This is a genomic window from Sinimarinibacterium thermocellulolyticum (genome assembly GCF_040327995.1).
GTDB classification, from domain to species: Bacteria; Pseudomonadota; Gammaproteobacteria; order Nevskiales; family Nevskiaceae; genus Solimonas; species Solimonas thermocellulolyticum.
Map to the genome: position 1 here is coordinate 17,326 of NZ_JBEPIJ010000004.1, position 24,689 is coordinate 42,014.

Below are 24,689 nucleotides of genomic sequence, written 5' to 3' on the forward strand. Positions count from 1 at the left end.
GGAATCTGCACGCCGCTGAGGACCCGCAGGAAGACCCGCAGAGGGCGCGGCGTGTGTTGTGAAGCGACATGAAGGAGGAGAACGGTGGCTAACAACGATTACGACGTCCTCGTCATCGGCGGCGGTGGTGCCGGCCTTAGCGCTGCATGCAGAGCCGCCGAAGAGGGGGCACGCGTCGCGGTCGTGGAGGCGCACAAGTTCGTTGGCGGCTCCACGGCGCTTTCCGGGGGTGTCTTTTATGCGGCAAACACTTCTGTTCAGAAGGCGGCTGGGATCACCGACAGCGCGGAAGCGATGTTCGAGTACTACATGACCTTGAATCAGCACAAGGTTCATCCATCGATCGTGCGAGTCCTATGCGATGAATCCGGAAACGCCTTGGAATGGCTGCGCTCGCTGGGTGTCGAGTTCCTGCCAGAGAAGCTCTACGTCTCAGGGGTCGAATCGGTCGCACGGGGGCACGCTCCAACGCAGGCCGGTGCAGGAATTACTGCGGCGCTAGAAGTAAAGGCCAGGGAGCTCGGCGTCGACATTGCGTGCGGAACGCGGGTTCGGAAGTTGATTGTCGAAGGCAGGCGAGTGGTGGGCGCCGATGTTGGTGGTGCCCCGGTTCGCGCAGGGTCGGTCGTCGTCGCGACAGGCGGCTTCGGACATAACCGTTTATTGCTAAACAGATACTACCCCGAGGCAGCAGTCCATGGAGATTGGACGTGGGCGATCAGCGCCTACACGTGCCGGGGAGATGGTTTGTTAATGGGGATGGAAGCGGGTGCCGATCTAGACGGCTTGAATCGCGGTCTGCTTCTGCCAACGCCAGGATTCTATAAAGATCTGGACGTCATGCTGCCGAGTTGGCTGGTCCTCGTGAACCGTGATGGCAGACGCTTCGTCCGGGAAAACGTCGAATACGCCGTGATGTCGGGGGCTATCAAGGAGCAGCTTGGGGGTACGGTTTTTGCGATTTTTGACGACGATGCCCGCCAGCACGGGAAGCCGGATCCTGCTTACGAGGCCTATTACAAAAGCGGTCTTCTGACGTTCAACTGGAGCACGGACCGGTTGGACGAGCAGATCAAGAAGAAGAAGGTCCTTCGTGCAAGTTCAATCGAAGAACTCGCCGAGTTGGTCGGCGTCAACGCCGCCACGCTGGTGACGACCATCGATCGATACAACAAGGATGTGGAAGCGGGGCGTGACGCCCTCTTCGGCAAGGATGCGTCCTTGATGCGCACAGTCGTCAAGCCGCCGTTCTATGCTGCCGAAATCAAGCCAGCCATCGTTTGCCTGACGTCCACCGGTCTTCGAATCGATCAGGAAGCCCGCGTTCTGAACGATGCCGACATTCCGATTCACGGACTTTTCGCTGCGGGTGAGGTAACGGGCAGCGTCCTGGGTGAACGCTATGTAGGGGGCGGAAACTCGATCTGCAATGCCGTGGTATTCGGGCGAATTGCCGGGCGCGAAGCCGCCAAGCACGCGATCGCCGCGTCGACGACGGCGTAATCTGGAGGCTCAAAATGACGAAGCGGCTAGAGGGAAAGGTTGCCCTCATTACTGGCGGGGCATTGGGTATTGGATTGAAAACGGCCGAGAGGTTCGCAGAGGAAGGGGCAGCCGTCGCGATCGCGGACATTCTGGTCGAGCAAGGACGGCAGGCAGCCGAGGCCTTGGGTGGAGATGCAACCTTCATCGAACTCGATGTGACTAACGAAGCGGGCTGGCAGGCCGCCATTCAGACCCTAAAGGCGAAGCATGGCCGCTTGGATGTGCTGGTCAACAACGCTGGAATCAGTCCGTTCGGAACGATTCAGGATACGACGTACGAGCTCTGGAAGAAGGTGATGGCCGTGAACGCCGATAGTGTGTTCCTCGGCTGCAAATCGGCCATGGGTCTCATGCGTAAAACCGGCGGTGCCATCATCAACCTGTCGTCCATGATGGGCATCCGTTCGGACGCCAATCTTGCCGCGTACAGCGCCAGCAAGGGGGCGGTCCGCCTCCTGACAAAGTCGGTGGCCCTGCACGGCGCGCCATACAAGATTCGATGCAACTCCGTTCATCCCGGCGGTGTGCAAACTCGAATGCTCGACGATTTTCTCGGCGTACTACCGGACAAGGACGCTGCGATGAAAATGGTCACGCAGCAGGTGCCGCTGGGGCGAGTCGGGCAGCCCGAAGACATTGCCAATGCAATCCTCTATCTGGCCTCGGATGAGGCCTCTTGGGTGACGGGCATCGAGTTGTGCGTGGATGGAGGATCGCTGTTGCTATGAGCACTCGACTGACGCGTGACCCTAGCGGGTGGCTGACGCACACGTTTGACTGGCAGTCCATCGAGAGCCGGTCTTGTGACGTCAAGATGCGTAATACAACAGCCGCAACATGCCTTTGGGAAAAGGCGAAGGAGCGGAGCGACGAAGTTGCGATTTACTTTGATGACGGCAGCCAGCTTACGTACGGGCAGCTTGCAAGAGAGGTTCACGTCGTCGCGGGGGCGCTGCGGGGGCTGGGGTTGGAGGTCGGCGACCGGGTGAGTGCGCAGCTGCCCAACTGGCGCGAGTTCGTCTCGATCAACCTTGCTTGTTGCGCACTCGGCTTGGTTTTCAACCCTATCATTCCGATCTATCGTGGCGCCGAGCTTGGATTCATACTGAGAGACGCGGGTACAAAAGTCCTTTTTATTCCCGAAGAGTACCGCGGCCTGAACTACGTCGAAACGATACGTGCTCTCAGGGGTAACCTTCCTGCGCTGGAACATGTCATTGTCGTCCGACCCGCAAGCGGCGTCGCCGCGCTCAAGCAGCTCGGAGCTACAGGGCTGGAGACATTTCTGTCCGCGCGTACGGACAAGTCTTCCATATATCCTGAGGTCAGCCCTGATCATGTCAAACTTCTGATGTATACGTCCGGAACCACCGGCCAGCCCAAAGGGGTGTTGCACACCCACAACACCCTGAACCGCGTGGTGGACAACATACTGGCATTACGTCAGCTTGGACCCGCTGACGTGATGTTCATGGCATCACCGGTAACACATGTCACCGGTTACAGTGCCTGCGAGATGCCGCTAACGACGGAAGTCAAGGCCGCCATCATGGAGCGTTGGGACAAGGCGCGGGCGGTCGATTTCATTGAACGGACGCGCTCGACATTCAGCGTCGGCGCAACGCCGTTTCTGCATGAGCTTGTCCAGGAATGCTCTCAGCGCGCGAACCGATTGCCGACGATGAAGCATTTTGCTTGTGGGGGCGCAGCGGTGCCACCTGAGCTGATTCGCCAAGCGCATCGCGTCTTCGAGCATTGCCGATGTTTCCGGGTTTACGGCAGCACAGAAGTGCCCTTGGTCTCCCAAGGTGTGACAGAGCGGAGCTTGGAGGAGCTTGCCGCAACGACGGATGGTCGCATTTTCAACTATGAGGTAAGGGTGGTGAGTTCAGAGGGGGCGGTTCTGGGGCATGGTCAAGAAGGGGAGCTATTAGTTCGCGGCCCAGCAATGATGGTTGGGTACACGGATGCCGAAAGCACTCGGGCGTCCCTGACCGACGATGGTTTTTTTCTGACAGGCGATCTCGGCTACGTTACCGAAGCGGGTGACGTCGTCATTACCGGCAGAAAGAAGGATCTCATCATTCGCGGCGGCGAGAATATCAGCGCAAAGGAAATCGAGGACGTTCTCCATACGCACGAGCTGATTCAGGAAGCTGCAGTGGTCAGCATGCCGCATCCGCGGCTCGGTGAAGGCATTGCGGCATACATCAAGCTCTCGGATCCGACACGTCCGGTGTCGTTGGGCGATGTTGCGGCCCACATCGAAAGCAACGGCCTCGCGAGGCAGAAGACGCCCGAGCGCATTGAGTTCATCGAAGAGTTTCCCCGCACGGCGTCCGGCAAGATCCGAAAGGATTTATTGCGCCAGGATATTCGGACAAAGCTGGCCGGAACGGGGAGCTGAAGAAGAATGCGCGTAAAAGTAGATCGGGATTTGTGCTGTAGCTACCGTGCCTGTGAACAGCAATGCCCGCAGCTGTTCAAGCACGACAGTGACGGCATCGTATTCGTTGAGAACGAACAGGTGCCCATTGGGCTGGAAGGCGCAGCAGCCGCAGCCGCCTCGGCCTGCCCGCAGGGCGCGATTCGGGTAATCGACGAGCAAAGGTGAGCGAGGCGGCCTCGATGGCGCCGATCCTGATCGTACTCGAGGGCGGTGTATCGGGGTGCGTAAGGAGCGAGGCGCCGCAACGTCAGGCGCCGTTTGTTAAGTGAATTTCATTGAAGGAGATTTCAAAATGTCTGGGAATAATCTGGTTCATAAGCTTCCAAGCGTGTTTAATGCGGAGGCGGGTGCCGATGTCGACTGTGTAATTCAGTTCCACCTGTCCGAGCCTGCATACGTCAGCATTACCGGCGGCAGCTGCACATCGCACGCGGGCATCGCCGAAGCTCCAGATCTCTCGCTGACGATGGCAGACGACTTCCTGGAGCCACTGCTGCGCGGCGAGGTCAACGGCATGGCAGCCCTCATGACCGGCAAGCTGAAGTTCTCCGGGGATATGGCGCTGGCGCAGAGGATATCGACTCTCTTCGACATGGATAAGCTGTGACGTTCGGAGCGACGCCATCGCCGCGATGCGTGGCTTGGCCGTCGCTCGGGACCATGCGTTTTTAGGCCTGTCCTTCAAATAGACTTAAGTTTAGCCCCCCGGTCGCTGGAGGCACGGTGTGCCACTAGCTTCCGTGGGGCTGGTCGTCCGTCCCACCGTGTGCAGACGTCCAGAGTTGGGCGTCTGGTTGCTTGTCTCTTAAGACATGAAGAGCGGCATACGGCAATTCGCAGCGATCGACCAATCGAGGGCCACCCCGCATGCCGCATATCCGAGGGCTTCGCTTGCCATGCACGCCAGCCATCCAGTCGTTGCTTGGCCTACACGCCAGAGCTTGCAGATTACGCTCTTGTGTAGCCAGCCTGTGACGCTTCCGTCTGAGCGCCGGAAGAGTCGACAGCCTGCGAGAGTTGCCGTTCTTGCAGCGACAGGTTCCCTGCTTGCTTGTTCCCTGATCGGATGCGTGCTCCCAACGCCGAAGGAGCAGTCCCCGAAGCTGTCAGTGGAGTTACCGCCTCTTTGGTCTGTCGCAGACCGGCAACATATGGGAGACGCGCCGCGGTGGTGGTGGGCGTTTCAGGATCCGCAACTCAACGGGCTCATCAAGCGGGCGTTGGCGTCATCGCCGGACTTGGCAGTCGCCCGTTCGCGAATCGAAAAAGGCAACGCGGCGCTCGAACTGGCCCTGGCTGATACCGGGGTTCGGGTCTCGCCAGCGGCGCAGTTGTCACGCCAGCGCCTCAGCCAGACCGGTGTCGTCGGTACGCTGTCAGATGTGGTCGGGGCAACCTGGTACGACCTGGCGAACCTCGGTGTCAACATTGACTGGACCTTCGATCCTTGGGGCAGAAGAGAAGCGGAGGTTGCGGCGGCTGCCGGGCGCGCACAGGCCGTGGCGGCTGAAGGACAGATGGCCATCCTGACGATCACGACCGCGCTGGCCGGTGCCTACTTCAACTGGCAGGCAGATGGCGAGCGCCTGGCAACGATAGAGGAATTGATTTCTGCGCTTGAGCGGGCTCGGCGTCTGAAAGTGCTTCGTGTGGCACAGGGAATCGATCCGGAGGCGGGTCTCGCTGACGCGGACATTCACCTCGAACGAGCCCGAGAGCTCAAGGCGATGGTGCGATTCACGCAGCGACTCAATCGACTGTCGATGGCTGCGATGATCGGCATCTCGGCTGACGAGCTCCCACAGCTCAGGCGTCGCAGTGTTCCGCTAGACCAACTCCGGTTACCGGAGGACGTAAGCACCGGGGTTATTGCGAGGCGTCCGGATCTGATTGCCCGTCGCTGGCTGGTGGAGGCTGCAGTGCACGACGTGGCCAAGGCGCGGGCGGGGTATTTTCCGGACCTCCGACTTTCCGCGCTCGCTGGGCTGTCCTCCACCGATCTGGGCGAGCTGTTCGACCCCGCAAGCCGGGTCTTTCAGATCGGAGGAGCGGTCTACCTGCCGTTTTTCGATGCAGCGCGTGTTCGCGCTCGCCACGGCGTCTCATCCGCACAGATGGAGCAGGCGGTTGCCGAGTACAACGCGGCCGTTACAACAGCCATCAAGGAAGCCAGCGAAGCTGTCTCCAGACTCGAACTGCATCACGCTCGACACGGTGCAGCGATGAGCCGGCTCGCCAGCTACCGTCGAACATATGAAGCAACGAGCGCTCTCACAAGGCAGGGCGTCCAGGACGAGATCGCGGTGTTGCAGAGTCAGTCGCAAGTTCTGGGCGCGAAGGAGGCCGGCCTGCAGGTTCAGGGCGACGTTGCGGCAGCCTATGTGCGTCTGATCATGGCGCTGGGCGGGGCGGCGGCTTCGCTTCCGGCAGAAACCGCCGTAACAGGCTCCAATTGAGAGTGAGCAGAGGGGGGAACATGTCGGATACTGAAAACGCGACTGCGAGCACGTCAAGGCGCGCCCAATGGCGGGCAATAGGCGCAGTGGTGTTGCTGTGCGCGCTGGCGGGCGCTGCGGCACTGGCATGGTGGGGGCTGGTGCTGTCCAAACGAGTGACCACGGACAATGCGCAGATTGCGAACAGTCAAATTCCCGTCATGGCTCAAGTGCCGGGAACCGTTGCGACGGTGCATGTTGCCGATACGCAGCGAGTGAACAAGGGTGATGTCCTGTTGGAGCTCAACACCGTCGACGCCCAAGCTGCACTCGATCAATCAAGGGCGGCCTTGGTACGCGCCATCAGTGAAGTGGTCAACCTTCGTGCGCGCGCCGCTCAGGCACAGGCTGCGGTGGCGTCGCACGAGGTGGCGCTTGAGAATGCCGAAAGAGACTATCGTGCAAGGATGCCGCTGAAGGGGTCGGGCGCGCTGGCCCCCGAGCTGCTTAGACATGCCAGCGCCCAGGTGACCCTGGCGCGTGCGGAACTCCTTGCGGCGAAAGAACAGGCGAAGGCGGCCGCAGTTCTCGCTGGGGCGAGTGACATAGCGCTGCATCCCCTGGTCCGCACGGCAAGGGCCGATCACCTCAAGGCCTGGCTCGCGCTTGGGCGAACGCGAATCCACGCGCCGCTTTCCGGGACCGTCGCGCAGCGCGTCGTGGATGCGGGTGAGCAAGTCGCCCCCGGCGTCCAGCTGATGCGCATCATTCCGGCGTCGGGCTTTTGGGTGGATGCCAACCTGAAGGAAACGCAGTTGCGCCATGTGCGGGTCGGACAACCCGTAACCGTGACCCTCGATCTTTATGGCCGCAGTCGGGAACTGCCGGGTCGCGTCGCCGGCATCAGCGCGGGGACAGGCGCCACGTTTTCGCTGCTCCCCCCCCAGAATGCCGCAGGAAACTGGGTCAAGGTTGTTCAACGTGTGCCCGTGCGGATCGAGCTGGACGAAAGCGCACAATCTGACGAACGCTATCCGCTGTTCGTCGGCCTGTCGGCGCACGTCCGGATCGATACGCGGGACCGCAGTGGTCCAAAGCTTCGGCCTGTCAGCGCGAGCGGCCCGGAGCGGACGAGTCTTGATCAAGAGACGGTGCTGGCCGATCGGCATGATCAGTTATCAGCGTCCAGGGCCGCGGCAGAGTTTCGTCAAACGCTGCTGGAAGTCGTCGGCAGCCATGCCCCCGATGCCCCCTGAGCGTGGTGTCTATGCCGCCTAAGCACGAAGATGCGCCGCTGCGCGGCTGGCGATTGTTCCTGACCGTACTCGCGATCAATGTGGCCGCATTTCTCGAGATTCTAGACCTCTCCATCGTCAATGCCTCGGTGCCCGCGGTGGCCGGTACGTTGGGGGCGACGCAGTCGGAGGCGACGTGGGCGATCAGCGCCTACGCCCTGGGCGCGGCTGTCATCCAGCCGGTCACGGGCTGGCTGACTCGACGGTTCGGCGAGGTCCGCCTGTTCATGGGATCCACTGCTCTGTTCACCTTCGCATCCGCGCTCTGCGGCGCGGCGCCGACCCTCGAGTCGCTAGTCCTGTTTCGCCTGCTGCAGGGGATCGTTTCCGGGCCGATGTTTCCCCTGTCGCAATCGCTGATGTGGAATGTCGTGCCGGAACGATGGCACGGGATTGCGCAGGGTGTATGGGGGATGGTCGTCCTTGTCGCGCCCGTCTGCGGGCCGCTACTCGGTGGATGGCTGACGGACGAATACTCCTGGCGCTGGGCCTTCTACATCAACGTGCCGCTGGGCATCGGCGTAGTCTCAATTCTCTGGACGTTTCTGGGCCATAAAAAGGAAACCACCGAACGTATTCCAGTGGATGTTGCCGGCTTCGTTCTCCTGTTCCTGGGCGTGGGTGCCTTGCAGGTTGCGTTCGACAACGGGCATCAGAAGGATTGGTTTGAGTCCTCGTTTATCGTTGTCACGATGATTGTTTCCGTGGTCGCACTGCTCCTGTTCACTGCATGGGAACGATACGAGCGTTACCCCGTTGTCGACTTCACATATTTCCTGCGCCGGAACTTCTGGCCGAGCGTGGCTGCAATCGCGCTGGGCTATGGCGCGGTGATCGGCGTGCTGGTGACCTACAATCTCTGGCTGCAAACCACCATTGGCTACTCCGCAACACTCGCGGGCCTCGCGCAGGTGCCTTTTGGCGTGGCCGCGATCATCACGGCCGCGCTGATGGGCGTATTCAGCGCCAGGATTCCGTTGCGGACTACAGCAACAGTCGCCTTTGTCCTGTTCGCGGCCGGCTCCGTCTGGCTGGCCTTCGTTCCAGCCGACGCGACATTCTGGCAGTTGTCCGCGCCTCGGGTTCTGCATGGGATAGCCTCGCCGCTGTTCTTCATCATGCTCAGCGACATCAAGCTCTCGGGCCTGCCGCCGGAGCGGCTCGCAGGCGGGACCAGCCTGTCGAGTTTTGTCAGGACGTTGGCGATGAGTCTGTTCACTGCGCTCTCCGTAACGGCCTGGGATCAACGGGCCGATACCCATCACATTCTGTTCGCGGAGCGGACATCCCCCATATTCCTGTCGGCGGTTGCCCCCAGTGCGAATGGTGGGCCGGCTCCCGCGCCCGTCACCTTGCCGGCGCCGGCCGCTGAGCTGTCGATGCTAGATGCCGTAGCGACATTGAAAGCCAGGACACTCGCATTCCATGACGTGTGCTGGCTCTCGGCAATGGTCTTCCTGCTGGCCATTCCGCTGATCTGGATACCGCGCGGTCCCTTCGTTCGCGGCCGCGCCGCGGGAACTCATTGATTCATGGAGTGCCGCCGAGATGAGGTCATGCCGCGCGGAAGTCGGCGGAGAACACAAGGCCTCTTTGTCCGCGGTCAAGCGACTCAATCATTTTTCGCAGAAGGCGCTCGAGCAGGTCGAGCTCGCTCCGGCTGAAGTCGGACAGGCAGTCCGAGAGCAGCGGAGCGAACTCACCCACGCACTTCGAAAGAAAGCGTTCGCCCCTGGCTGTGATCGCGACCGATCTGCGGCGCGCATCTCGCCGGTCTACCACGCTGGAAACGTACCTGCTCTTGACGAGTGAATCAAGAATTCTCGTCATGTTGGCCCGCGTCTGCCCCACCAATTCGGCCAGTTCGCTAGGCGACGAAGTCCCGTTGTCGCAGCTACTCAGAATGGCGAGGGTGTGGAATTCGCTCCCGTTGACCCCGGCCGGGCTCAGCAGTTTCTCGAAATAGTCCCCGACAGAAATATCGGTGGCACGAAGAACTCTGAGCACGTGAATCGTATTCTGCGGAAATCGAGGTATTCGCGCCTGAAGCTTTTTGGCGCTGAGGTCAATGGCCCTGAGCCGGTCAACTCCCTTCATCAGATGTCCTAGGTTGGATGCTTAGGTAAGAATCGTCAGTTACGGGTGCAATTATGTTGCAACGTGTTCAGCGGCGCCAAATCCGCTTTCCCTGAGTAGATCTGCGGTGGTGCTGTGGACGGGGCGAACCGACGACAGCGGTAGAAGCGCCTCAGCGCGCCGCCGGCTCGGCGATCTGCACGTGGCTGCTTCCGGCATCGTGCGCCTCGGCGATCTGTCGGATACTGCGCAACATGCTCTCCGGAACCTCAGCGGACATGGCGTTGATCAGCCATGAGGGGATCGGACCGGCGGGCTCTACGTGGGTCAGCAAACGCACGCGGGTTATTCCGGAGTCGGCCTCCGAAAGTTGCCAGTGCTCCCGAGCCTGGAGGATGCGGACGAAATCGGCGTTTTGCGGCACCTCTTCGTCCGGCGTGGCGACCGACATGATGTTCACTCCCTGATGCTCGTGGGTCACGCGCGTCGTCATGACGACGTCACGGTCCTGAACCGGCCACGGCAGATCGATCTGATAGTAAGCGAGATACGCCAGATCCCCGTCGCGCTTTAACAGGCGCGCCTGCTGGCACGTCGGATCCCACTGCACACGCCGTGAAACATCTTGAAGCAAGGCCGCAACGGCATCCAGATCGGCTGGAACGTCCGTCTCTGCCCGGATTTCGTCGATACTGGACCCATCGACGGCACGCCTGTACACCGAAATGCCGTCGGCGCTTGTGACCAGCTTCCAGTCTGCACCCGCCACCAGCTCGTCGGGCGGGGTGCCAGCCGAAGCAAGACATGAGAGTGAGAGAAGGGCGAGAACGAACACGGCTGCACCTGATGTTTTAGTCGTCATCTACAGATCTCTGTTGTGGTTGGCCATGGCGACCTCGCCGCAAACTCTGCCCAGTCCTCACGGCCGGGCGCCGCCATCGACGGCAGGTGACGCAGGCAATCGCCGTACCGAGGTCCGCTCACTCTGAGGGACTACTTGACGATTGCCCGACGGTCACGTCGGCAGTCTTTGACTCAGCATCCGGACGCCTTGCCGGCACCGGCTGGGTCTCGCGCGCCACGTCGTCGTCAAAGTTCGCGTCGCTGAGCCGGCTCATGTGCCCGTAGTGTTCGGCGAAGGTCCGCACCATCTCGTCCAGTGGAACATCAGCGAATTCCCCCCGCATTGACAGATACTCCATGTGGCGGTTCCCGGCGCGATCGAACGGATGATAGATCGAATCGGCACGACCATCGAACTCCAGCGGCAGCAGTCCGAAGCGCTCGCACAACTCGATGTTGAATGCCGGCGTCGCCTTGAGCCACTGGCCGTTGATCTGGATCGACGTGTAGCCATGCCAGAAGAACAGGTCGGTCTTCATGGTCTCGCGCAGGCGCGCGGTGGACAGATGATTGCGCACATCGGCGAATCCGACCTTTGCCGAAATTCCGACAGCGCGACAGGCCGCGGCCAGCAAAACGGCTTTGGTGACGCACCAGCCGCGCCCGGTTTCCAGCACGCGGCTGGCGCTCAGGCCATGCTGAGTCAGCACCAGATCGTAAGGGTCATAGCGGAAACCGTCACGCACCGCGTAATACAGTGCGGTCGCACGCGCACAGACGGCGGTCGAGGTGCCCTGATGCCGATGCGCAAAGTCCCGTACCTTCGGGTGGTCGGCATTGATGATGGCCGTGGGGGCGAGAAAGTCCTCACGAGCGGTCACGATGAACTCCTGAATTTCCTGGGATGGCGCGAAACGCGTGATCTTCGGGGGAAAGGTTCGACTTCATCTGTGCTCCATTTGATGGTCAAGCACGTGTTCAGCGACACAAGGTGCCGTCAGGAAGCCGGCTCCGGAGAAATTCGATGACCGCATTGCTGAAGACGTCGTTGCGGTCGCCGGCGACCATGTGGCCGGCGTTCTGCACGTCAAACAGTTCGGCATGCGGAATCAGCCGCTGCAGCTCGCGCGCGCCCTCCGGGCTGACCACGTCGCTGGATTCGCCACGGACCAGCAGGGTGGGGACGCAGACACGCCGGGCGGCCTGCTCGCGGCGCTCCTGGTCCACCAGCGCCTCGCCGGCACTGGAGCGTGTGGCATGGTCGAGGAAGCGTGGATCCCAGTGCCAGTACCAGCGTCCGTCCTCGCGCTGCCGCAGGTTCTTGCGCAAGCCGGTGGTGCCGCGCGCCTGACGATGCGGATTGTATGCGGCCACCGCAGCTGCCGCTTCATCCATACTGGCAAAGCCACCCGTATGGGCACGCATGAAGTCGAGCACGCGCGCGATGCCATCGGCTTCGAGCCGTGTGGCGATGTCGACCAGCACCAGGGCGCGCGCAAAATCCGGCGGGCCCTCACCGATTGCCAGCAATGAGGTGAGTCCGCCCAGCGACGCGCCGACCAACGCCGGCGGCGAGCGCAGCGAGGCACGAACAGCCGCGAGATCGGCAACCAGCGCGTCGGCACTGTAGTCGCCGTCCGGCGCCCACGGGCTGTCGCCGTGACCGCGGGCGTCGAGGGCGATCGCGAAATATCCGGCACTGGCGAGCCTTCGAGCCGTGCGGGCCCAGGCGTGCCGGGTTTGTCCGCCGCCGTGCAGCAGCAGGACGGGCGGCCAGTCGCTCTCGCCGGCGACCTCCGCCGCCAGGCGCAGCCCGTGGGCTCCGCACAGTTCCATCGGCCGCAGAGGGACGGTGTCTCGTTCACTGCCGGTTGTCGGGAGCGTTCTCATGAACCGCATTCACTCCAGCCCCCGCGCGATCAGCTCTTTCATGATCTCATTGGTGCCGCCGTAGATCTTCTGCACGCGGGCGTCGGCGTAGAAGCGCGCGATGGGATATTCCAGCATGTAGCCGTAGCCGCCGAAGAACTGCAGGCACTCGTCGACGATCTCGCACTGCTTCTGCGTGCACCACCATTTGGCCATCGAGGCCGTCGCGGCATCGAGCTTGCCCTCCAACAATTTCTGGATGCAGTGGTCGATGAACACCCGGCCGATCGTCAGCTCGGTCTGCCGCTCGGCGAGCCGGAAGCGCGTGTTCTGGAACTCGAGCAGGCGCTTGCCGAAGGCCTTGCGCTCGCGCACGTAGGCCAGGGTGTGTTCCAGGGCCGCCTCGGCGGCGGCGATGGCGCCGACGCCGATGATCAGGCGTTCGCGCGGCAACTGGTTCATCAGCTGGTAGAAGCCCTGGCCCTCACGGCCGCCCAGCAGGTTTTCGGCCGGTACCTGCAGATCCTCGAAGAACAGCTCGGCGGTGTCCTGGCCTTTCTGGCCGATCTTGTGCAGCAGCCGGCCGCGGCGGAAGCCGGGCTGCTCGGCCGGCTGTTCGACCACCAGCAGCGAGACGCCCTTGGCCGCCTCGGCCGGGTTGGTCTTGCAGACGATGATCAGCAGGCCGCAGTGATGGCCATTGGAGATGAAGGTCTTGGCGCCGTTGACCACGTAGCGCTCGCCCTTGCGCTCGGCGCGCGTGCGCACCGCCTGCAGATCCGAGCCGGTGCCCGGCTCGGTCATCGCGATGGCGCCGACCCATTCGCCGGAGGCGAGCCGGGGCAGCCAGCGCCGCTTCTGCTCGGGCGTGCCGCAGCCGACGATGTAGTGGGTGACGATCTCGTGGACACCCTTGGCCCAGCTGGTGTTGCCGGCGCGCGCCTGCTCCTGCAGGATCACCGCCTCATGGGCGAAGGTTCCGCCGGCGCCGCCGTATTCCTCGGGCATGTCGGTGCACAGCAGGCCGGCGGCGCCGGCCTTGGTCCACAGCGCGCGGTCGACGTACTGCTGCTCGTTCCACTGCTCCTCGAACGGCGTGATTTCGCTGGCGATGAACTTGCGGACGTTGTCGCGGAACAGCGCGAGCTCCGCGTTCATCCAGGGGGCCTGGTCCGGCGTCATGGTGCCCATGCCCATCATATCGAGAAGCCGCCGCCGCAGAGCAGCGTCTGGCCACTGACGTAGTTGGACTCCGGAATGCAGAACAGGTACACGGCACCCGCGGCCTCGGCCGGCGTGCCGCCGCGGCCCAGCGGCACCATGGCTTCCATGGTCTTGAGCAGATCGGGATTGACACCGACCTTGATCTTGCGGCCCTCGACGTCGATGCTCGCGTCCGAGCCGGCGACGGCCTCGGTGAGGCGCGTCTTGATCAGTCCAAAGGCCACGCAGTTGACGTTGACCTTGAGCCGGCCCCATTCCTTGGCCATGGCCTTGGTCAGGCCGATCACCGCCGCCTTGGCGGCCGAGTAGTTCGCCTGGCCGGCGTTGCCGCCGGTGCCGGCGATCGAGGAGATGTTGACCACCTTGCGGAACACCTCGCGCCCTTCGGCCGCTTCCTTCTTGGCCTGCACGCGGAAGTATTCCGAGGCGGCGCGCAGGATGCGGAACGGCGCCGTGGCGTGCACGTCCATGATCGCCTGCCACTGCTCGTCGCTCATCTTCTGGATCACGTTGTCCCAGGTGTAGCCGGCGTTGTTGATGATGATGTCCAGGCCGCCGAGCTGCTCGATCGCCGTGTTGACGAAGCGCTCGGCAAAGCCGGCTTCCGTCACGCTGCCGACGCAGGCCACGGCCTTGCCGCCCGCGGCTGCGATCGCCGCGACGGTTTCCTCGGCCGGGGCGGCATCGAGATCGTTGACGACCACGGCTGCGCCTTCGGATGCGAGCTTGAGGGCGATTTCCCGGCCGATGCCGCGGCCCGAGCCGCTGACGATCGCCACTTTTCCTTGAAGTTTCATGCGGAGTCCTCCTATATAGGGATTGGGGAGCGTTTCGTCCTAGGCCAGCGCCACCAGGGCCTCACCGGTGAGCTTGACCTCGCCCTTGTCGTCGACCACGCCGATCTCCAGCCGCGCCAGCGCCTCGCCGCCGCGCTCGATGATCTCGGCGACCTTGCCGTTGCAGGTGAGCTTGGCGCCGACCGGCGTGATCGCGGCAAAGCGCACCGAGAACTGGCGCAGCCGGTTCTGCGGCGTCCATTGGGTCAGGAAGCGGCCCAGATAGGCCATCGACAGCATGCCGTGCGCGAACACGTCGGGCATGCCGGCGGCCTTGGCGAAGTCGATGTCGATATGGATCGGGTTGTGATCGCCCGAGGCACCGGCGAACAGCGCCAGCGTCGTGCGCGTGATGGGGGCAAGCTTGAGCGGCGGCAGTTCCTGGCCGACCTTGACCTGCTCACGAGTCGGGGCGTTCATGCGGCTTTCTCCTGCGGATTGCGCACGACGATGACGCTGCGCGCCTCGACCACGGTCTTGCCCTGCGCATCCTTGATCAGCGAGTCCTTGACGATGAACTCCAGTGCGCCGCCCTTCTTGCTATAGATGTCGCTGATCTTGGACTCGACACTGAGCACGTCGCCGGCGCAGACCGGCGCGTGGTAGGTGAAGCTCTGCTCGCCATGCAGGATGCGCCCGATCGGCACGCCCAGGGTGTCGAGCAGCGTGGTCATGGTCCCGGCGTCGAGATCGGCGCCCATCAGGAAGGTCGGCGGCGCCGGCAGGCTGCGGTAGCCGGCGGCCTTGGCTGCCGCCTCGTCGAGATACTCGGGTCGCGTTTCGCCGGTGGCCTTGGCGAAAAAGCGCAGGCGCCCCTTTTCGACCTCGAAGCTCACCGTCGGCAGCTGCAGGCCGATGTGCTTGGTATCGATCACGTCGACCTCCGCTTCAGACGGCCTTGTACATCGTCACGACACAGGCGCCGCCCAGGCCGAGGTTGTGCTGCAGGGCCACGCGCGCGCCTTCCACCTGACGATCCGCGGCCTGTCCGCGCAGCTGCTGGACCAGCTCGGTGCACTGTGCCAGGCCGGTCGCGCCCAGCGGATGGCCCTTGGACAGCAGTCCGCCCGAGGGATTGGTGACCACGCGCCCGCCGTAGGTGTTGTCGCCGTCCTCGACCAGCTTCTCGCCGCCGCCTTCCGGCGCCAGCCGCAGCGCCTCGTAGGTCAAGAGCTCGTTGGTCGCGAAGCAGTCGTGCAGCTCCACCACGTCGACGTCCTCGGGGCCGATGCCGGCGGCCTCGTAGACCTGGTCGGCGGCGGCGCGCGCCATGTCGGAGCCCACGAGCTGCATCATGTTGCGCGCCGTAAAGGTGCTCGGCGTGTCCGTGGTCATCGCCTGCGCGACGATGCGCACGCGCTGGTCGAGCCCATTGGCCTTGGCAAAGGCTTCGGAGCAGACGATGGCCGCGGCCGCGCCACAGGTCGGCGGGCAGGCCATCAGGCGCGTCATCGGGCCGATCAGCACCGGCGAGGCCATGACTTCCTCCACCGTCACTTCCTTGCGGAACAGCGCGACCGGGTTGCGCGCGGCATGCCGGCTGGCCTTGGCGCGGATCTTGGCGAAGGTTTCCGCCTTGGTGCCGTACTTGTCCATGTGCGCCATGCCGGCGCCGCCGAAATAGCGGATCGCCAGCGGCACCTCGGACTGGCCGACCAGCTCTTCGCAGACCTGGTCGAAGGGCTCGAAGGGCGTCGGCCGGTCGTGGTAGTAGCTGCCGAGCGCGCCCGGCTTCATCTGCTCGAAGCCCAGCGCGATCACGCAGTCGGCGGCGCCCGATTCCACGGCCTGGCGCGCGAGGAACAGCGCGGTCGAGCCGGTGGAGCAGTTGTTGTTGACGTTGACCACCGGGATGCCGGTCATGCCGACGGGGTAGAGCGCCCGCTGCCCGCAGGTGGAATCGCCGTAGACATAGCCCACGTAGGCCTGTTGCACCTTGGCGTAGTCGAGGCCCGCATCGGCGAGCGCCCGGCGCGCCGCCTCGGCGCCCATCTCGTAGTAGGGCGCGCTGGCACCGGGTTTGGCGAACGGCACCATGCCGACGCCGCTGATGATCTGTGCATGTTTCATGATTCGCTCCTTTTATTCAGATACTTGACGGGTCCAGCCCCCGCGTCGCTGGCCCCGGTCGCATGCAGGGGCAGTGCATGGACCGAGCGGTCAATCGGCTCTCACCAGTGCGTTACGGCTGCAACGGTTTAAAGTGATTGTCGGATAGTTGACAGGTAAACTATATCATAAGTACGATGGTCACCTTGAAGTTGTGAAAGCCCTGATCGGTTCAAAAGGGCTCGCTGCAAGAACGAATGCTGCGGAGGAGATTCCTTTGGAAGGAAGGCTGAACGAAGGCGAGCGCTGGAGGTTGGTTGCTGACCGCCTGTTTGTCGTTGCCGATCATGAAACGGCACTGCTGGCCGGACGTTGTCGACGCACCGGGCAGCTTCGATTCCCTCTGCCAGAAGCCGGCGGATCTGAAGCGTTTGAAGAGGTCAGGCTGCCCAGCGCCGGAAAACTCTGGACCTTCACAGTTCAGCGTTTTCGGCCGAAGTCACCGTTCAACGACGGAATGGCGCATGACGCCGAGTTCGTGCCCTATGCGGTGGGCTATGTCGAGCTTGGAGACCTCCTTATCGTCGAGAGCCGAATTGTTGCGGCCGATATCGGGGCGCTCAAGATCGGCATGCCGATGCGGCTTGTCCGGGAAAGGCTGCGTCGGGACCCGGATGGCGTCGAGGTGATCACCTACGCATTTTCTCCGGAAGGGGCCTGACGCCGGGCCGCGGGCCACACCTGCAGTGCAATCCAGAGCAGACAGAAGAAGGTAAGGACGATGACGCATGTACACATCGTGGGCGCCGGCATTCACCCGTTCGGACGCCACCCGCGCAAGACCGCTCTTGAGCTCGGCGTTCATGCCATCCGGGAGGCCTTGGGCGAGGCAGGACTGGATTGGTCGTCGATCCAATGCGTATTCGGCGGTTCGGCAGCGGGCGGCGCGATCGACGCGCTGCTTCCGGAGTTGGGATATACCGGCGTTCCGACGATCAACGTGGCGAACGGATGTGCCACGGGTGGGTCAAGTCTGCTGGCCGCTTGTGCCGCTATCCAATCCGGTCAATACGATCTGGTGCTCGCGGTGGGGTTCGACAAGCACGAACGCGGTGCATTCAACGCCGATCCGCAGGCACTCGGCTTGCCCAAGTGGTACGGCGAAAGCGGCATGATGCTGACGACGCAGTTCTTCGCCATGAAGATTCGGCGCTACATGCACGAGCACAACATCAGCGTGGAGACGCTTGGCTTGGTTGCCGAAAAAGCCTTCGAAAACGGCGTTCGTGCACCTCATGCCTGGCGGCGCGAGAAGATTCCGCTGCCGGCCATTCTGGCCGCGCCGATGGTCTCGGATCCGCTGACCAAGTTCATGTTCTGTTCGCCCTCGGAGGGCGGCGTCGCCTTGGTGCTCGCGTCCGCGGCCAGAATGAAATCGCTCCGCTTGTCCGGCCCTCGTTTGCGGGCTGCCACCATTCGTAGCCGCCTTGCGGGTTCCTTCGAAGTATTTTCGCCGGCGCTGACTGTCCAGCGTGATCCGTCGCCGACCGTGCTCGCCGCGCGCGCCGCGTTCGAGGCCGCCAGCGTCAATCCGCGCGACATCGACGTTGCGCAAATCCAGGACACCGAGTCGGGCGCGGAGATCATGCATCTGGCCGAGAATGGCTTCTGTGCAGACGGCGCGCAGGACGAGCTCATTGCCGCCGGCCATACCCGTCTGGGCGGGAAGTTACCTGTCAATACGGATGGGGGCTGTATCGCTTGTGGTGAGCCCATTGGCGCTTCCGGGCTTCGGCAAGTGTACGAGAACGTACAGCAGTTGCGGCAGAGAGCTGAAGGACGGCAGGTCGAGGGCGCTCGCCTCGCCTACAGCCATGTCTACGGGGCGCCCGGCATTTCGGCGGTCACTATTTTGGAAGCTTGAACCAGATCATGGCGGTTGCCGGTAAACACGTACCCAGTTTGGAGGATGATCGAGATGGCTGCTGACGACTACCCCCTGATCAAAGGCGTTGCAAGCAAGGCCAGCCCTCTGGTGGAAGACCTTTTGAAGGAAGACCCACGGTCGACGCCGGCCTTGGATGCGAAGGGCAACCACTTTCCCGCGGAAAAACGGATCGACTTATCGCGTTACTTGTCGCCGGCTTTTGCGGAGCTGGAGAAGGAAAAGCTCTGGAAGCGTGTATGGCAGTACGCCTGCCGCGAGGAAGACATCCCCAACGTCGGCGACCGCACGGCGTACAGCGTCGGTCCGCTTTCGTACATGATCGTGCGGGTCGATGAGCGAACCATCAAGGCATACGCGAACAGCTGCCTGCACCGTGGTACTCGCTTGTGCGACGGCACGTCCTCGGGTGAGCGGATTCGCTGTCCGTTTCACGGTTGGGAATGGAATCTCGACGGCACCCTTCATCACATCCCCAGTCGCTGGGATTTCCCGTTCGTCAAGGACAACGAGTACCACTTGAAGGAAGTCAAAGTCGGTACCTGGGGCGGCTTCATCTTCATTAACCCCGATCCAGCCGCAGGGCCGCTGGAGGATGCACTGGGCGTGCTGCCGGAGCACTTCCGGTCCTGGGGGCCGGAAAATCATTTCACGTATGCCCGAGCGCGCAAGCGGATACGGGCAAACTGGAAAGTCACGATGGAGGCATTCCTCGAGTCGTACCACACCATCGAAACGCATCAGCAGATTCTTTCGACTCTCGCGGATGCCTCCACGCAGTACGAAGCCTGGGAAAGCGCCACCAGCCACGTCAGCCGTCTGTACTCGCCGATGGCGGTACCGAGCCCGCATCTGGGCGACGAAGCCTCGCGCGAGGCGGCTGCACTCGAGCTCGCGGAGAGTTTCATGATGCCGGGCATGGAGGAGATCCGGTTCAAGGTCGATCCCTCTTCGCCACTGTCTGCGCGTGCGCAGCTGGCTCAATGGCGCCGAAACCTGCTGCAGATGTTCACCGGCGCGGACTATTCGGCCTGGCCCGACGCGCTGCTTCTGGACGCGATTCAATACTGGATGTTCCCCAACTTCTGCCCTTGGTATGGAGAAGGCGGGCCGATCGTTTATCAGTTCCTTCCTGACCCCGGCAATCCCCAACAGTCCATCATGGATGTCCGGATATTGGCGCCGAAGCCAGGCAATGGCATCAAGTGCCCGCCACCGTCGCCGCCGGTTCACCTGGATTTCGATGAGTCATTTACCGACAAGGTACCGCTGTTCGGATCCTTGTCGATGGTGTTCGACCAGGACATGGCCAATATCCCCAGGGTTCAGGCCGGTCTGGCAGCGGCGCACGAGAGCGGTACGGACATCGTCTTTGGACGGTACCAGGAGATGCGCATTCGGTACTTGCACGAGATTCTAGACCGCCAGCTGTCGTTGTGAGCGGAGTAGGGATACGGCAGGACGGATTTGTTGCGGTCATTGCCGAAGCGGAGCTGCGCTCCGGTGAACAGCGGGCACTGACGCTATCCGGCGTGCCGTTGTTGCTGTGTCGTGATCATCGGGGGCAGCTTCATGCGGTGACCAACGTCTGTCCGCATGCCCTGCTGCCGCTGACGGGCGGAAAGCTTGAAGGATGTGCCCTGACCTGTCCCAAGCACGGCGCCCGCTTCGATCTGGTCTCGGGGCGACCATTGAACGAGGTGGCGGCAACGGGGCTGCGGTTGCATGAGGTGGCGGTGCGTGAGGGCAGCATCTGCGTCCGACTGGGCTCGATGACGCCGGCCCGGCAGCAGCGCCGGAGCTCAGCAACAAACTAGCTGTCCAGGGGGAGTCCCGAGTGCGAAGTGATATGGAGAAGACAACGTGGCCTTAACGCATGTGTTGACCCCGCTGAGGATTGGCGCGGTCGAGCTCAAGAACCGGGTCGTGCGCCCGGCACATGGGACCATGATCGGTGCTGGTTCTTTGAACGAGGATCTGATTGCCTACCACGAAGCCCGCGCGAAAGGCGGAGCCGCGTTGTCCATCGTCGAAATCATGGGCGTTCATCCCAGCTCGATCGGCTCGCTGGACGCGTCGGATCCCAGGCTCAACAAGATGTATCCCAAGTTCGTGGAGCGCATGCATGCCCACGGCATGAAGATTTTCCAGCAGCTCTGGCACGGCGGGCACAACGTGGCGCTGCCGCCTCTGGATGGCAGTCCGCCGTGGTCGGCATCCGACATACCCGGTCTGACGAGCGGCATCGTGCCGACGCCGATGACCAAGGCCATGATCGACGAAGTCATCGAAGCCTTTACCAAGGCGGCCCGGAGCTGCGAGTCCTGGGGTGTGGACGGCGTGGAGATTCACTGCGCGCACGGCTATCTGCCGGCGCAGTTTCTGTCGGCCAACACCAACAATCGTCAGGACGAATACGGCGGCGACCTTGAGAATCGTGCGCGCTTCATTCGCGAGCTTCTGAGCGCCGTGCGCGCGAGCGTGAGCCGGCAAACCGTGGTGGGCGTGCGCGTTGCGCCTGACGCTGTGCGGGGGGGCGCAGGCGTCGACGAGTATCGGTACGTCGTGCAGATGCTTGAAGCGCTCGGCCTGATCGACTACGTCAACATCTCCATGGGGAACTACCAGAGTTTCCCCAAGATGATCGGCGGCATGCATGAACCGGTCGGCTACGAGCTTGAGACCAGTAAACCGGTGGCCGCGGCCACCCGGCTGCCGACGATGGTGGTCGGTCGCTTTCGCACGCTGGAGGAGGCTGACCAGGTCATTCGCGCCGGTGAGGCCGATATGGTTGGTTTCGTTCGCGCGATGATCGCCGATCCGGATCTGGTGAAGAAAACCGTCGAGGGCCACCCGGAGCGCGTACGTCCCTGCATCGCCTGCAATCAGGGCTGCGTAGGCGGCATCTTTCAGCCCTTGTTCCCGCGCATGGGCTGCACGGTGAACCCTGCCGTCGGCTTTGAAGCCGGCATGGGGGAGGACAAGCTGCTGCCGGCCGCGAAGCCCAAGCGCATCGTGGTCATTGGCGGCGGGCCCGCAGGGATGGAAGCGGCACGCGTGGCCGCTCAGCGCGGACACCGCGTTGTGCTGTTCGAAGCTCAGCCCAAGCTCGGCGGCGCTTTGCGGCTTGCGGCGATGGCGCCCACCCGCGCGGGGATTCTGGACATTGCGGTCTGGCAGGAGGAGGAGCTGTATCGCCTCGGTGTCGATATCCGCCTCAACTCCTATGCCGACGTGGACGATATCCGACGCGAGCAGCCCGATCAGGTCGTGCTGGCCACCGGATCGCTGCCACGGACGGACGGGATTCAGCTCTCCAATCCGGGTGAGCCGATCGAGTTCGCCGATGGCGGCCGCATCATCTCCAGTCATGACCTCCTGCTCGACTCCGATCGCGATCTCGGCCGGACCGCTGTGGTCGTGGATGACCTTGGACACTATGAGGCGGTCGCCTGTGCCGAGCAGCTGGCCGTCAAGGGCGTGCGCGTGACCTATGTGTCACGGCACAACAGCTTCGCGCCGCTGGTTGAGACGGCGCTCATGTCCGAGCCGGCATTGGCGCGGTTGCAGCGGCACGCGTTCTCGCTGCAGCTGCGGACGCGCGCTGTGCGTGTGGAGCCCGGTGCCGTCTGGGTGCGTCCAACCTACGTCGATGATCGTAAGGCCGATCAGAAGCTGGAGGCCGACACCGTCGTGTTCGTCTCCCACAACGCCCCCAACAAGGAACTTTATCCAGTGCTTGTTGAAGCGGGATTGCGGGTTGATGTGCTCGGGGATGCCCGTTCGCCCCGCTTTGCCCAGACCGCGATTCGGGAAGGCTATTTCTGGGGCGCGATGCTGTAGTGCGGCCGCGACGTCGAGCCGGCGTCTTCGTTTTTTTGAGATGGAGGTCCTCGCTCGACAGTGAGCTGAAGGCTCCACGGATTGCAGTGCAAACAGGCGTGAGGAGAGTGCGAAACATGAGAAGTATGGTCAATTGTCGCTGGGCATTGATCGCAGTGCTGATGACGTGCGCGTCTGCATTCGCCCAGGACGATCTGGATTTTCTGTTGACGCCTGAGCAGGGACAGCCTTCGCAGACCCCGTCCCCGGACGCGCCGGCAGCTGTGCCCGAGGCCGAGGCGGAGTCGGCGGAAGCATCGCCGCCGCCGCCGGCGGCGCCTGTGCCCGAGGCGGGGCCTGACACGGCCGGCGGCTCGGTCGAGCCTGCCGCTGCGGCGCCTGCGAGGCGCCGGCCCAGCAGCCGTTTGGTCGAAGAGATCATCGTGACCGCGCAGAAACGCGAGGAAAACCTGCAGAACGTGCCAATCACGGTGCAGGCTTTCAGCGCCGAGCGGCTGGACGCGATGGGGATCACGACCCAGGAGGACCTGCCGCTGGTGACGCCGGGCATGACCGTCACCAACACCTCCGGCTTTTCAATTGTCTACATACGTGGCGTCGGCTCGGATACCTTCCTGATGGGCGACCCCAACGTGGCCACCTACATCGACGGGGTCTACCTTCCGTTTGCGGCACTGCAGGCCGGCCAGCAGTTTGGACTTGATCGCATCGAAGTGCTCAAAGGGCCGCAGGGAACGCTGTTCGGTCGTGGCGCCAACGGCGGCGCGGTGAATATCATCACCAAGCGGCCGTCGCTGACCGAGTCCGAGACGGAATTCCAGATCGGTTTCGACAGCTTCAATACCATTGAGGCCAAGCTGTTCACCAGCATTCCGGTGACGGACACAGTCGCCTTCAGCCTGTCGACGCTCTACAAGTCGGGCGATCACTGGTACGACGAGGACTCGCGCGCGGGCGGTGAGCCCTTGCCGAAAATCTCTTCGCAATCGGCGCGCCTCAAGCTGTTGTGGGCGCCGACGGAGCGCCTGGACGTGACGCTGTCATTCCTGAAGTCGCTCGAACAGGGCACCTCGTCCGGGTTGCAGGGCAATTGCGAACCCAGCCTGCTGGCGCGGCTGGTCGGCATTCGTCCGCAATGTGGTTATACCGTCGAGAACGACGTTCCTGTGTTCGCCCACACCAACAACACGATCTACAGCCTCAGCTCCACCTGGAACACGGACTGGTTCGATGTCAAGGTCCTGGGCAGCTATCAGAACCAGGAGCCGTCGGGTCTGTTCATCGATTTTGACGGGGCGCCGCAGCCGGTGGCGTATTTCGGCACGAAGAACGGGGCTATCAACCGGGTCGACACGGCCGAATTCCAGCTCGTGTCGAATGAAAACAGCTGGGGCGCGGACTGGCTGCGTTGGAATGCGGGCTTCTATTGGGTGCAATGGGACGCCCGCCTGGACCCGGTGTTTCTGGCCCTGGCCGGACTGGATCTATCGACCGGCGTTGAGAATGCAACGATTTCGCTGCCGCCGGGTCTCGTCGATCTGCTGGATGCGCTGCTCGAGCCGCTGCTGGGCTTTGGAGTGCCCTCCGGTCAGATCCGTCTGGTGGGCGCCAATACCCTGAATTCGCGTGCGCTGTACTTTCAGGCCACGGCCGACCTGAGCGAGCGCTTCGCCCTGACGGTCGGTGCGCGCGCCCAAGACGAAACCCGCTATTTGGATGAGTCCAGTTCCGGTCTGGGCGACACCAACGTCGATCCGGTGGTGTTCATCCAGCGCTACACCGGCCAGAAGCGCAACGTCAGAAGCCTGAAGCCGAAGGTGACGCTGGAGTTCCGTCCGGACCCCGGCCTGGAGCTGATGACCTACGCCAGTTTCCAGCAGGCGATCAAGGGATCGCAGTACAACCTGATCAACATCTACGACCCGCCGGAGGAAATCGAGCCGGAGGAGATGGATGCCTATGAAATCGGCATCAAGTGGTCGCCTTTCGGCGGGCTGGCGACCTTCAATGCCGCGGCGTTCTGGTACGAGATCACCAACCTGCAGGTGCAGTTCGTCTCCCTGCTGCAGGGTGGCGCAGTCACCCAGGAAAACGCTGGCGGCGCGCGCAACCGCGGTTTCGAGTTTGATGCCCTGGTGCCGCTGTTTCCCAACACGATCGACAATCTGATTCTGATCGCCAATGGCACCTACCTGGACGCGGTCTATACCGAATACAAAAACGGCAGCGGCTTTGATCCGGTGACCGGACTTCTGCAAACGGGCTAGGATTTTTCGGGCA

Annotated in this window: 23 protein-coding genes; 14 read left to right on the forward strand and 9 right to left on the reverse strand. The window is 62.8% G+C overall.

The genetic code is table 11. The features are described from left to right. Window positions 1-84: 84 nt before the first annotated feature. The 8 genes from ABSH63_RS04555 to ABSH63_RS04590 all read left to right on the forward strand — a co-directional run bounded on the left by ABSH63_RS04555 (window position 85) and on the right by ABSH63_RS04590 (window position 9,253). Window positions 85-1,503, forward strand: coding sequence for an FAD-dependent oxidoreductase (locus ABSH63_RS04555; protein WP_352887836.1), 1,419 nt, complete (start codon window positions 85-87; stop codon window positions 1,501-1,503). Window positions 1,504-1,517: 14 nt separating this feature from the next. Then, window positions 1,518-2,273, forward strand: coding sequence for a glucose 1-dehydrogenase (locus ABSH63_RS04560; protein WP_352887837.1), 756 nt, complete (start codon window positions 1,518-1,520; stop codon window positions 2,271-2,273). Then, complete coding sequence (locus ABSH63_RS04565) at window positions 2,270-3,952, forward strand: AMP-binding protein (RefSeq protein WP_352887838.1); 1,683 nt, start codon at window positions 2,270-2,272, stop codon at window positions 3,950-3,952. Before ABSH63_RS04560 ends, ABSH63_RS04565 begins: the two co-directional genes overlap by 4 nt. Window positions 3,953-3,958: 6 nt before the next feature. Further along, the gene (locus ABSH63_RS04570) at window positions 3,959-4,159 is read left to right on the forward strand and encodes a ferredoxin (protein ID WP_352887840.1); all 201 of its coding nucleotides are present in this window, start codon (window positions 3,959-3,961) and stop codon (window positions 4,157-4,159) included. Between the two features lie 100 nt (window positions 4,160-4,259). Further along, the gene (locus ABSH63_RS04575; protein WP_352887842.1) at window positions 4,260-4,601 is read left to right on the forward strand and encodes an SCP2 sterol-binding domain-containing protein; all 342 of its coding nucleotides are present in this window, start codon (window positions 4,260-4,262) and stop codon (window positions 4,599-4,601) included. Between the two features lie 289 nt (window positions 4,602-4,890). Beyond that, window positions 4,891-6,450 (forward strand): efflux transporter outer membrane subunit, encoded by a 1,560-nt coding sequence (locus tag ABSH63_RS04580; protein WP_352887844.1) that lies wholly within the window; start codon window positions 4,891-4,893, stop codon window positions 6,448-6,450. Window positions 6,451-6,470: 20 nt separating this feature from the next. Beyond that, window positions 6,471-7,685, forward strand: a complete 1,215-nt coding sequence (locus tag ABSH63_RS04585; RefSeq protein ID WP_352887845.1) for an HlyD family secretion protein — start codon at window positions 6,471-6,473, stop codon at window positions 7,683-7,685. 11 nt (window positions 7,686-7,696) lie between these two features. Then, window positions 7,697-9,253, forward strand: a complete 1,557-nt coding sequence (locus ABSH63_RS04590) for a DHA2 family efflux MFS transporter permease subunit (RefSeq protein WP_352888227.1) — start codon at window positions 7,697-7,699, stop codon at window positions 9,251-9,253. A gap of 25 nt (window positions 9,254-9,278) precedes the next feature. Here the strand turns inward: ABSH63_RS04590 and ABSH63_RS04595 are convergent, their stop codons facing one another. The 9 genes from ABSH63_RS04595 to ABSH63_RS04635 form a co-directional block, all read right to left on the reverse strand. After that, window positions 9,279-9,821, reverse strand: coding sequence for a MarR family winged helix-turn-helix transcriptional regulator (locus ABSH63_RS04595; RefSeq protein WP_352887847.1), 543 nt, complete (start codon window positions 9,819-9,821; stop codon window positions 9,279-9,281). 151 nt (window positions 9,822-9,972) lie between these two features. Beyond that, window positions 9,973-10,635: an START domain-containing protein gene (locus ABSH63_RS04600; protein ID WP_352887850.1), complete on the reverse strand. Its 663-nt coding sequence runs from the start codon at window positions 10,633-10,635 to the stop codon at window positions 9,973-9,975. 145 nt (window positions 10,636-10,780) lie between these two features. Beyond that, on the reverse strand, window positions 10,781-11,524 hold the full coding sequence (locus ABSH63_RS04605) for a transglutaminase-like domain-containing protein (RefSeq protein ID WP_352887851.1): 744 nt from the start codon (window positions 11,522-11,524) through the stop codon (window positions 10,781-10,783). A gap of 97 nt (window positions 11,525-11,621) precedes the next feature. Then, window positions 11,622-12,479 carry an alpha/beta fold hydrolase gene (locus ABSH63_RS04610; RefSeq protein WP_352887852.1) on the reverse strand — a complete coding sequence of 286 codons (858 nt, stop codon included), beginning with the start codon at window positions 12,477-12,479 and terminating at the stop codon, window positions 11,622-11,624. Between the two features lie 63 nt (window positions 12,480-12,542). After that, window positions 12,543-13,703 carry an acyl-CoA dehydrogenase family protein gene (locus ABSH63_RS04615; protein ID WP_352887853.1) on the reverse strand — a complete coding sequence of 387 codons (1,161 nt, stop codon included), beginning with the start codon at window positions 13,701-13,703 and terminating at the stop codon, window positions 12,543-12,545. Window positions 13,704-13,708: 5 nt separating this feature from the next. Beyond that, entirely contained in the window at window positions 13,709-14,533 is an 825-nt protein-coding gene (locus ABSH63_RS04620) for an SDR family NAD(P)-dependent oxidoreductase (RefSeq protein ID WP_352887855.1), read from the reverse strand. 39 nt (window positions 14,534-14,572) lie between these two features. Then, window positions 14,573-14,992, reverse strand: a complete 420-nt coding sequence (locus tag ABSH63_RS04625; RefSeq protein ID WP_352887857.1) for a MaoC family dehydratase — start codon at window positions 14,990-14,992, stop codon at window positions 14,573-14,575. Then, a complete protein-coding gene (locus ABSH63_RS04630) occupies window positions 14,989-15,447 on the reverse strand; it encodes a MaoC family dehydratase N-terminal domain-containing protein (RefSeq protein ID WP_352887858.1) in 459 nt (152 codons plus the stop codon). The genes ABSH63_RS04625 and ABSH63_RS04630 overlap by 4 nt, the downstream gene beginning before the upstream one ends. A 13-nt stretch (window positions 15,448-15,460) precedes the next feature. Further along, complete coding sequence (locus tag ABSH63_RS04635; protein WP_352887859.1) at window positions 15,461-16,642, reverse strand: lipid-transfer protein; 1,182 nt, start codon at window positions 16,640-16,642, stop codon at window positions 15,461-15,463. A gap of 193 nt (window positions 16,643-16,835) precedes the next feature. On the opposite strand from ABSH63_RS04635, the gene ABSH63_RS04640 reads away from it, so the two are divergent. The 6 genes from ABSH63_RS04640 to ABSH63_RS04665 all read left to right on the forward strand — a co-directional run bounded on the left by ABSH63_RS04640 (window position 16,836) and on the right by ABSH63_RS04665 (window position 24,676). Continuing rightward, on the forward strand, window positions 16,836-17,342 hold the full coding sequence (locus ABSH63_RS04640; RefSeq protein WP_352887862.1) for a Zn-ribbon domain-containing OB-fold protein: 507 nt from the start codon (window positions 16,836-16,838) through the stop codon (window positions 17,340-17,342). A gap of 60 nt (window positions 17,343-17,402) precedes the next feature. Further along, the gene (locus ABSH63_RS04645; RefSeq protein ID WP_352887864.1) at window positions 17,403-18,545 is read left to right on the forward strand and encodes a thiolase family protein; all 1,143 of its coding nucleotides are present in this window, start codon (window positions 17,403-17,405) and stop codon (window positions 18,543-18,545) included. A 54-nt stretch (window positions 18,546-18,599) separates the two neighbouring features. Beyond that, window positions 18,600-20,006 carry an aromatic ring-hydroxylating oxygenase subunit alpha gene (locus ABSH63_RS04650; RefSeq protein WP_352887865.1) on the forward strand — a complete coding sequence of 469 codons (1,407 nt, stop codon included), beginning with the start codon at window positions 18,600-18,602 and terminating at the stop codon, window positions 20,004-20,006. Next, window positions 20,003-20,383: a Rieske (2Fe-2S) protein gene (locus tag ABSH63_RS04655; RefSeq protein ID WP_352887866.1), complete on the forward strand. Its 381-nt coding sequence runs from the start codon at window positions 20,003-20,005 to the stop codon at window positions 20,381-20,383. The genes ABSH63_RS04650 and ABSH63_RS04655 overlap by 4 nt, the downstream gene beginning before the upstream one ends. A gap of 46 nt (window positions 20,384-20,429) precedes the next feature. Beyond that, complete coding sequence (locus ABSH63_RS04660; RefSeq protein ID WP_352887867.1) at window positions 20,430-22,409, forward strand: oxidoreductase; 1,980 nt, start codon at window positions 20,430-20,432, stop codon at window positions 22,407-22,409. Between the two features lie 116 nt (window positions 22,410-22,525). Beyond that, window positions 22,526-24,676, forward strand: coding sequence for a TonB-dependent receptor (locus tag ABSH63_RS04665; RefSeq protein WP_352887868.1), 2,151 nt, complete (start codon window positions 22,526-22,528; stop codon window positions 24,674-24,676). The last annotated feature ends 13 nt before the right edge of the window (window positions 24,677-24,689 follow it).

Excerpts from the sequence above, each read along its gene's own strand:
- ABSH63_RS04560 (WP_352887837.1), top strand. The coding sequence starts at position 1,518 with ATGACGAAGCGGCTAGAGGGAAAGGTTGCCCTCATTACTGGCGGGGCA.
- ABSH63_RS04615 (WP_352887853.1), bottom strand. The coding sequence starts at position 13,703 with ATGGGCACCATGACGCCGGACCAGGCCCCCTGGATGAACGCGGAGCTC.
- ABSH63_RS04570 (WP_352887840.1), top strand. The coding sequence starts at position 3,959 with ATGCGCGTAAAAGTAGATCGGGATTTGTGCTGTAGCTACCGTGCCTGT.
- ABSH63_RS04625 (WP_352887857.1), bottom strand. The coding sequence starts at position 14,992 with ATGAACGCCCCGACTCGTGAGCAGGTCAAGGTCGGCCAGGAACTGCCG.
- ABSH63_RS04610 (WP_352887852.1), bottom strand. The coding sequence starts at position 12,479 with ATGGAACTGTGCGGAGCCCACGGGCTGCGCCTGGCGGCGGAGGTCGCC.
- ABSH63_RS04565 (WP_352887838.1), top strand. The coding sequence starts at position 2,270 with ATGAGCACTCGACTGACGCGTGACCCTAGCGGGTGGCTGACGCACACG.
- ABSH63_RS04645 (WP_352887864.1), top strand. The coding sequence starts at position 17,403 with ATGACGCATGTACACATCGTGGGCGCCGGCATTCACCCGTTCGGACGC.
- ABSH63_RS04585 (WP_352887845.1), top strand. The coding sequence starts at position 6,471 with ATGTCGGATACTGAAAACGCGACTGCGAGCACGTCAAGGCGCGCCCAA.
- ABSH63_RS04580 (WP_352887844.1), top strand. The coding sequence starts at position 4,891 with ATGCACGCCAGCCATCCAGTCGTTGCTTGGCCTACACGCCAGAGCTTG.
- ABSH63_RS04620 (WP_352887855.1), bottom strand. The coding sequence starts at position 14,533 with ATGAAACTTCAAGGAAAAGTGGCGATCGTCAGCGGCTCGGGCCGCGGC.
- ABSH63_RS04635 (WP_352887859.1), bottom strand. The coding sequence starts at position 16,642 with ATGAAACATGCACAGATCATCAGCGGCGTCGGCATGGTGCCGTTCGCC.
- ABSH63_RS04650 (WP_352887865.1), top strand. The coding sequence starts at position 18,600 with ATGGCTGCTGACGACTACCCCCTGATCAAAGGCGTTGCAAGCAAGGCC.
- ABSH63_RS04590 (WP_352888227.1), top strand. The coding sequence starts at position 7,697 with ATGCCGCCTAAGCACGAAGATGCGCCGCTGCGCGGCTGGCGATTGTTC.
- ABSH63_RS04665 (WP_352887868.1), top strand. The coding sequence starts at position 22,526 with ATGAGAAGTATGGTCAATTGTCGCTGGGCATTGATCGCAGTGCTGATG.
- ABSH63_RS04595 (WP_352887847.1), bottom strand. The coding sequence starts at position 9,821 with ATGAAGGGAGTTGACCGGCTCAGGGCCATTGACCTCAGCGCCAAAAAG.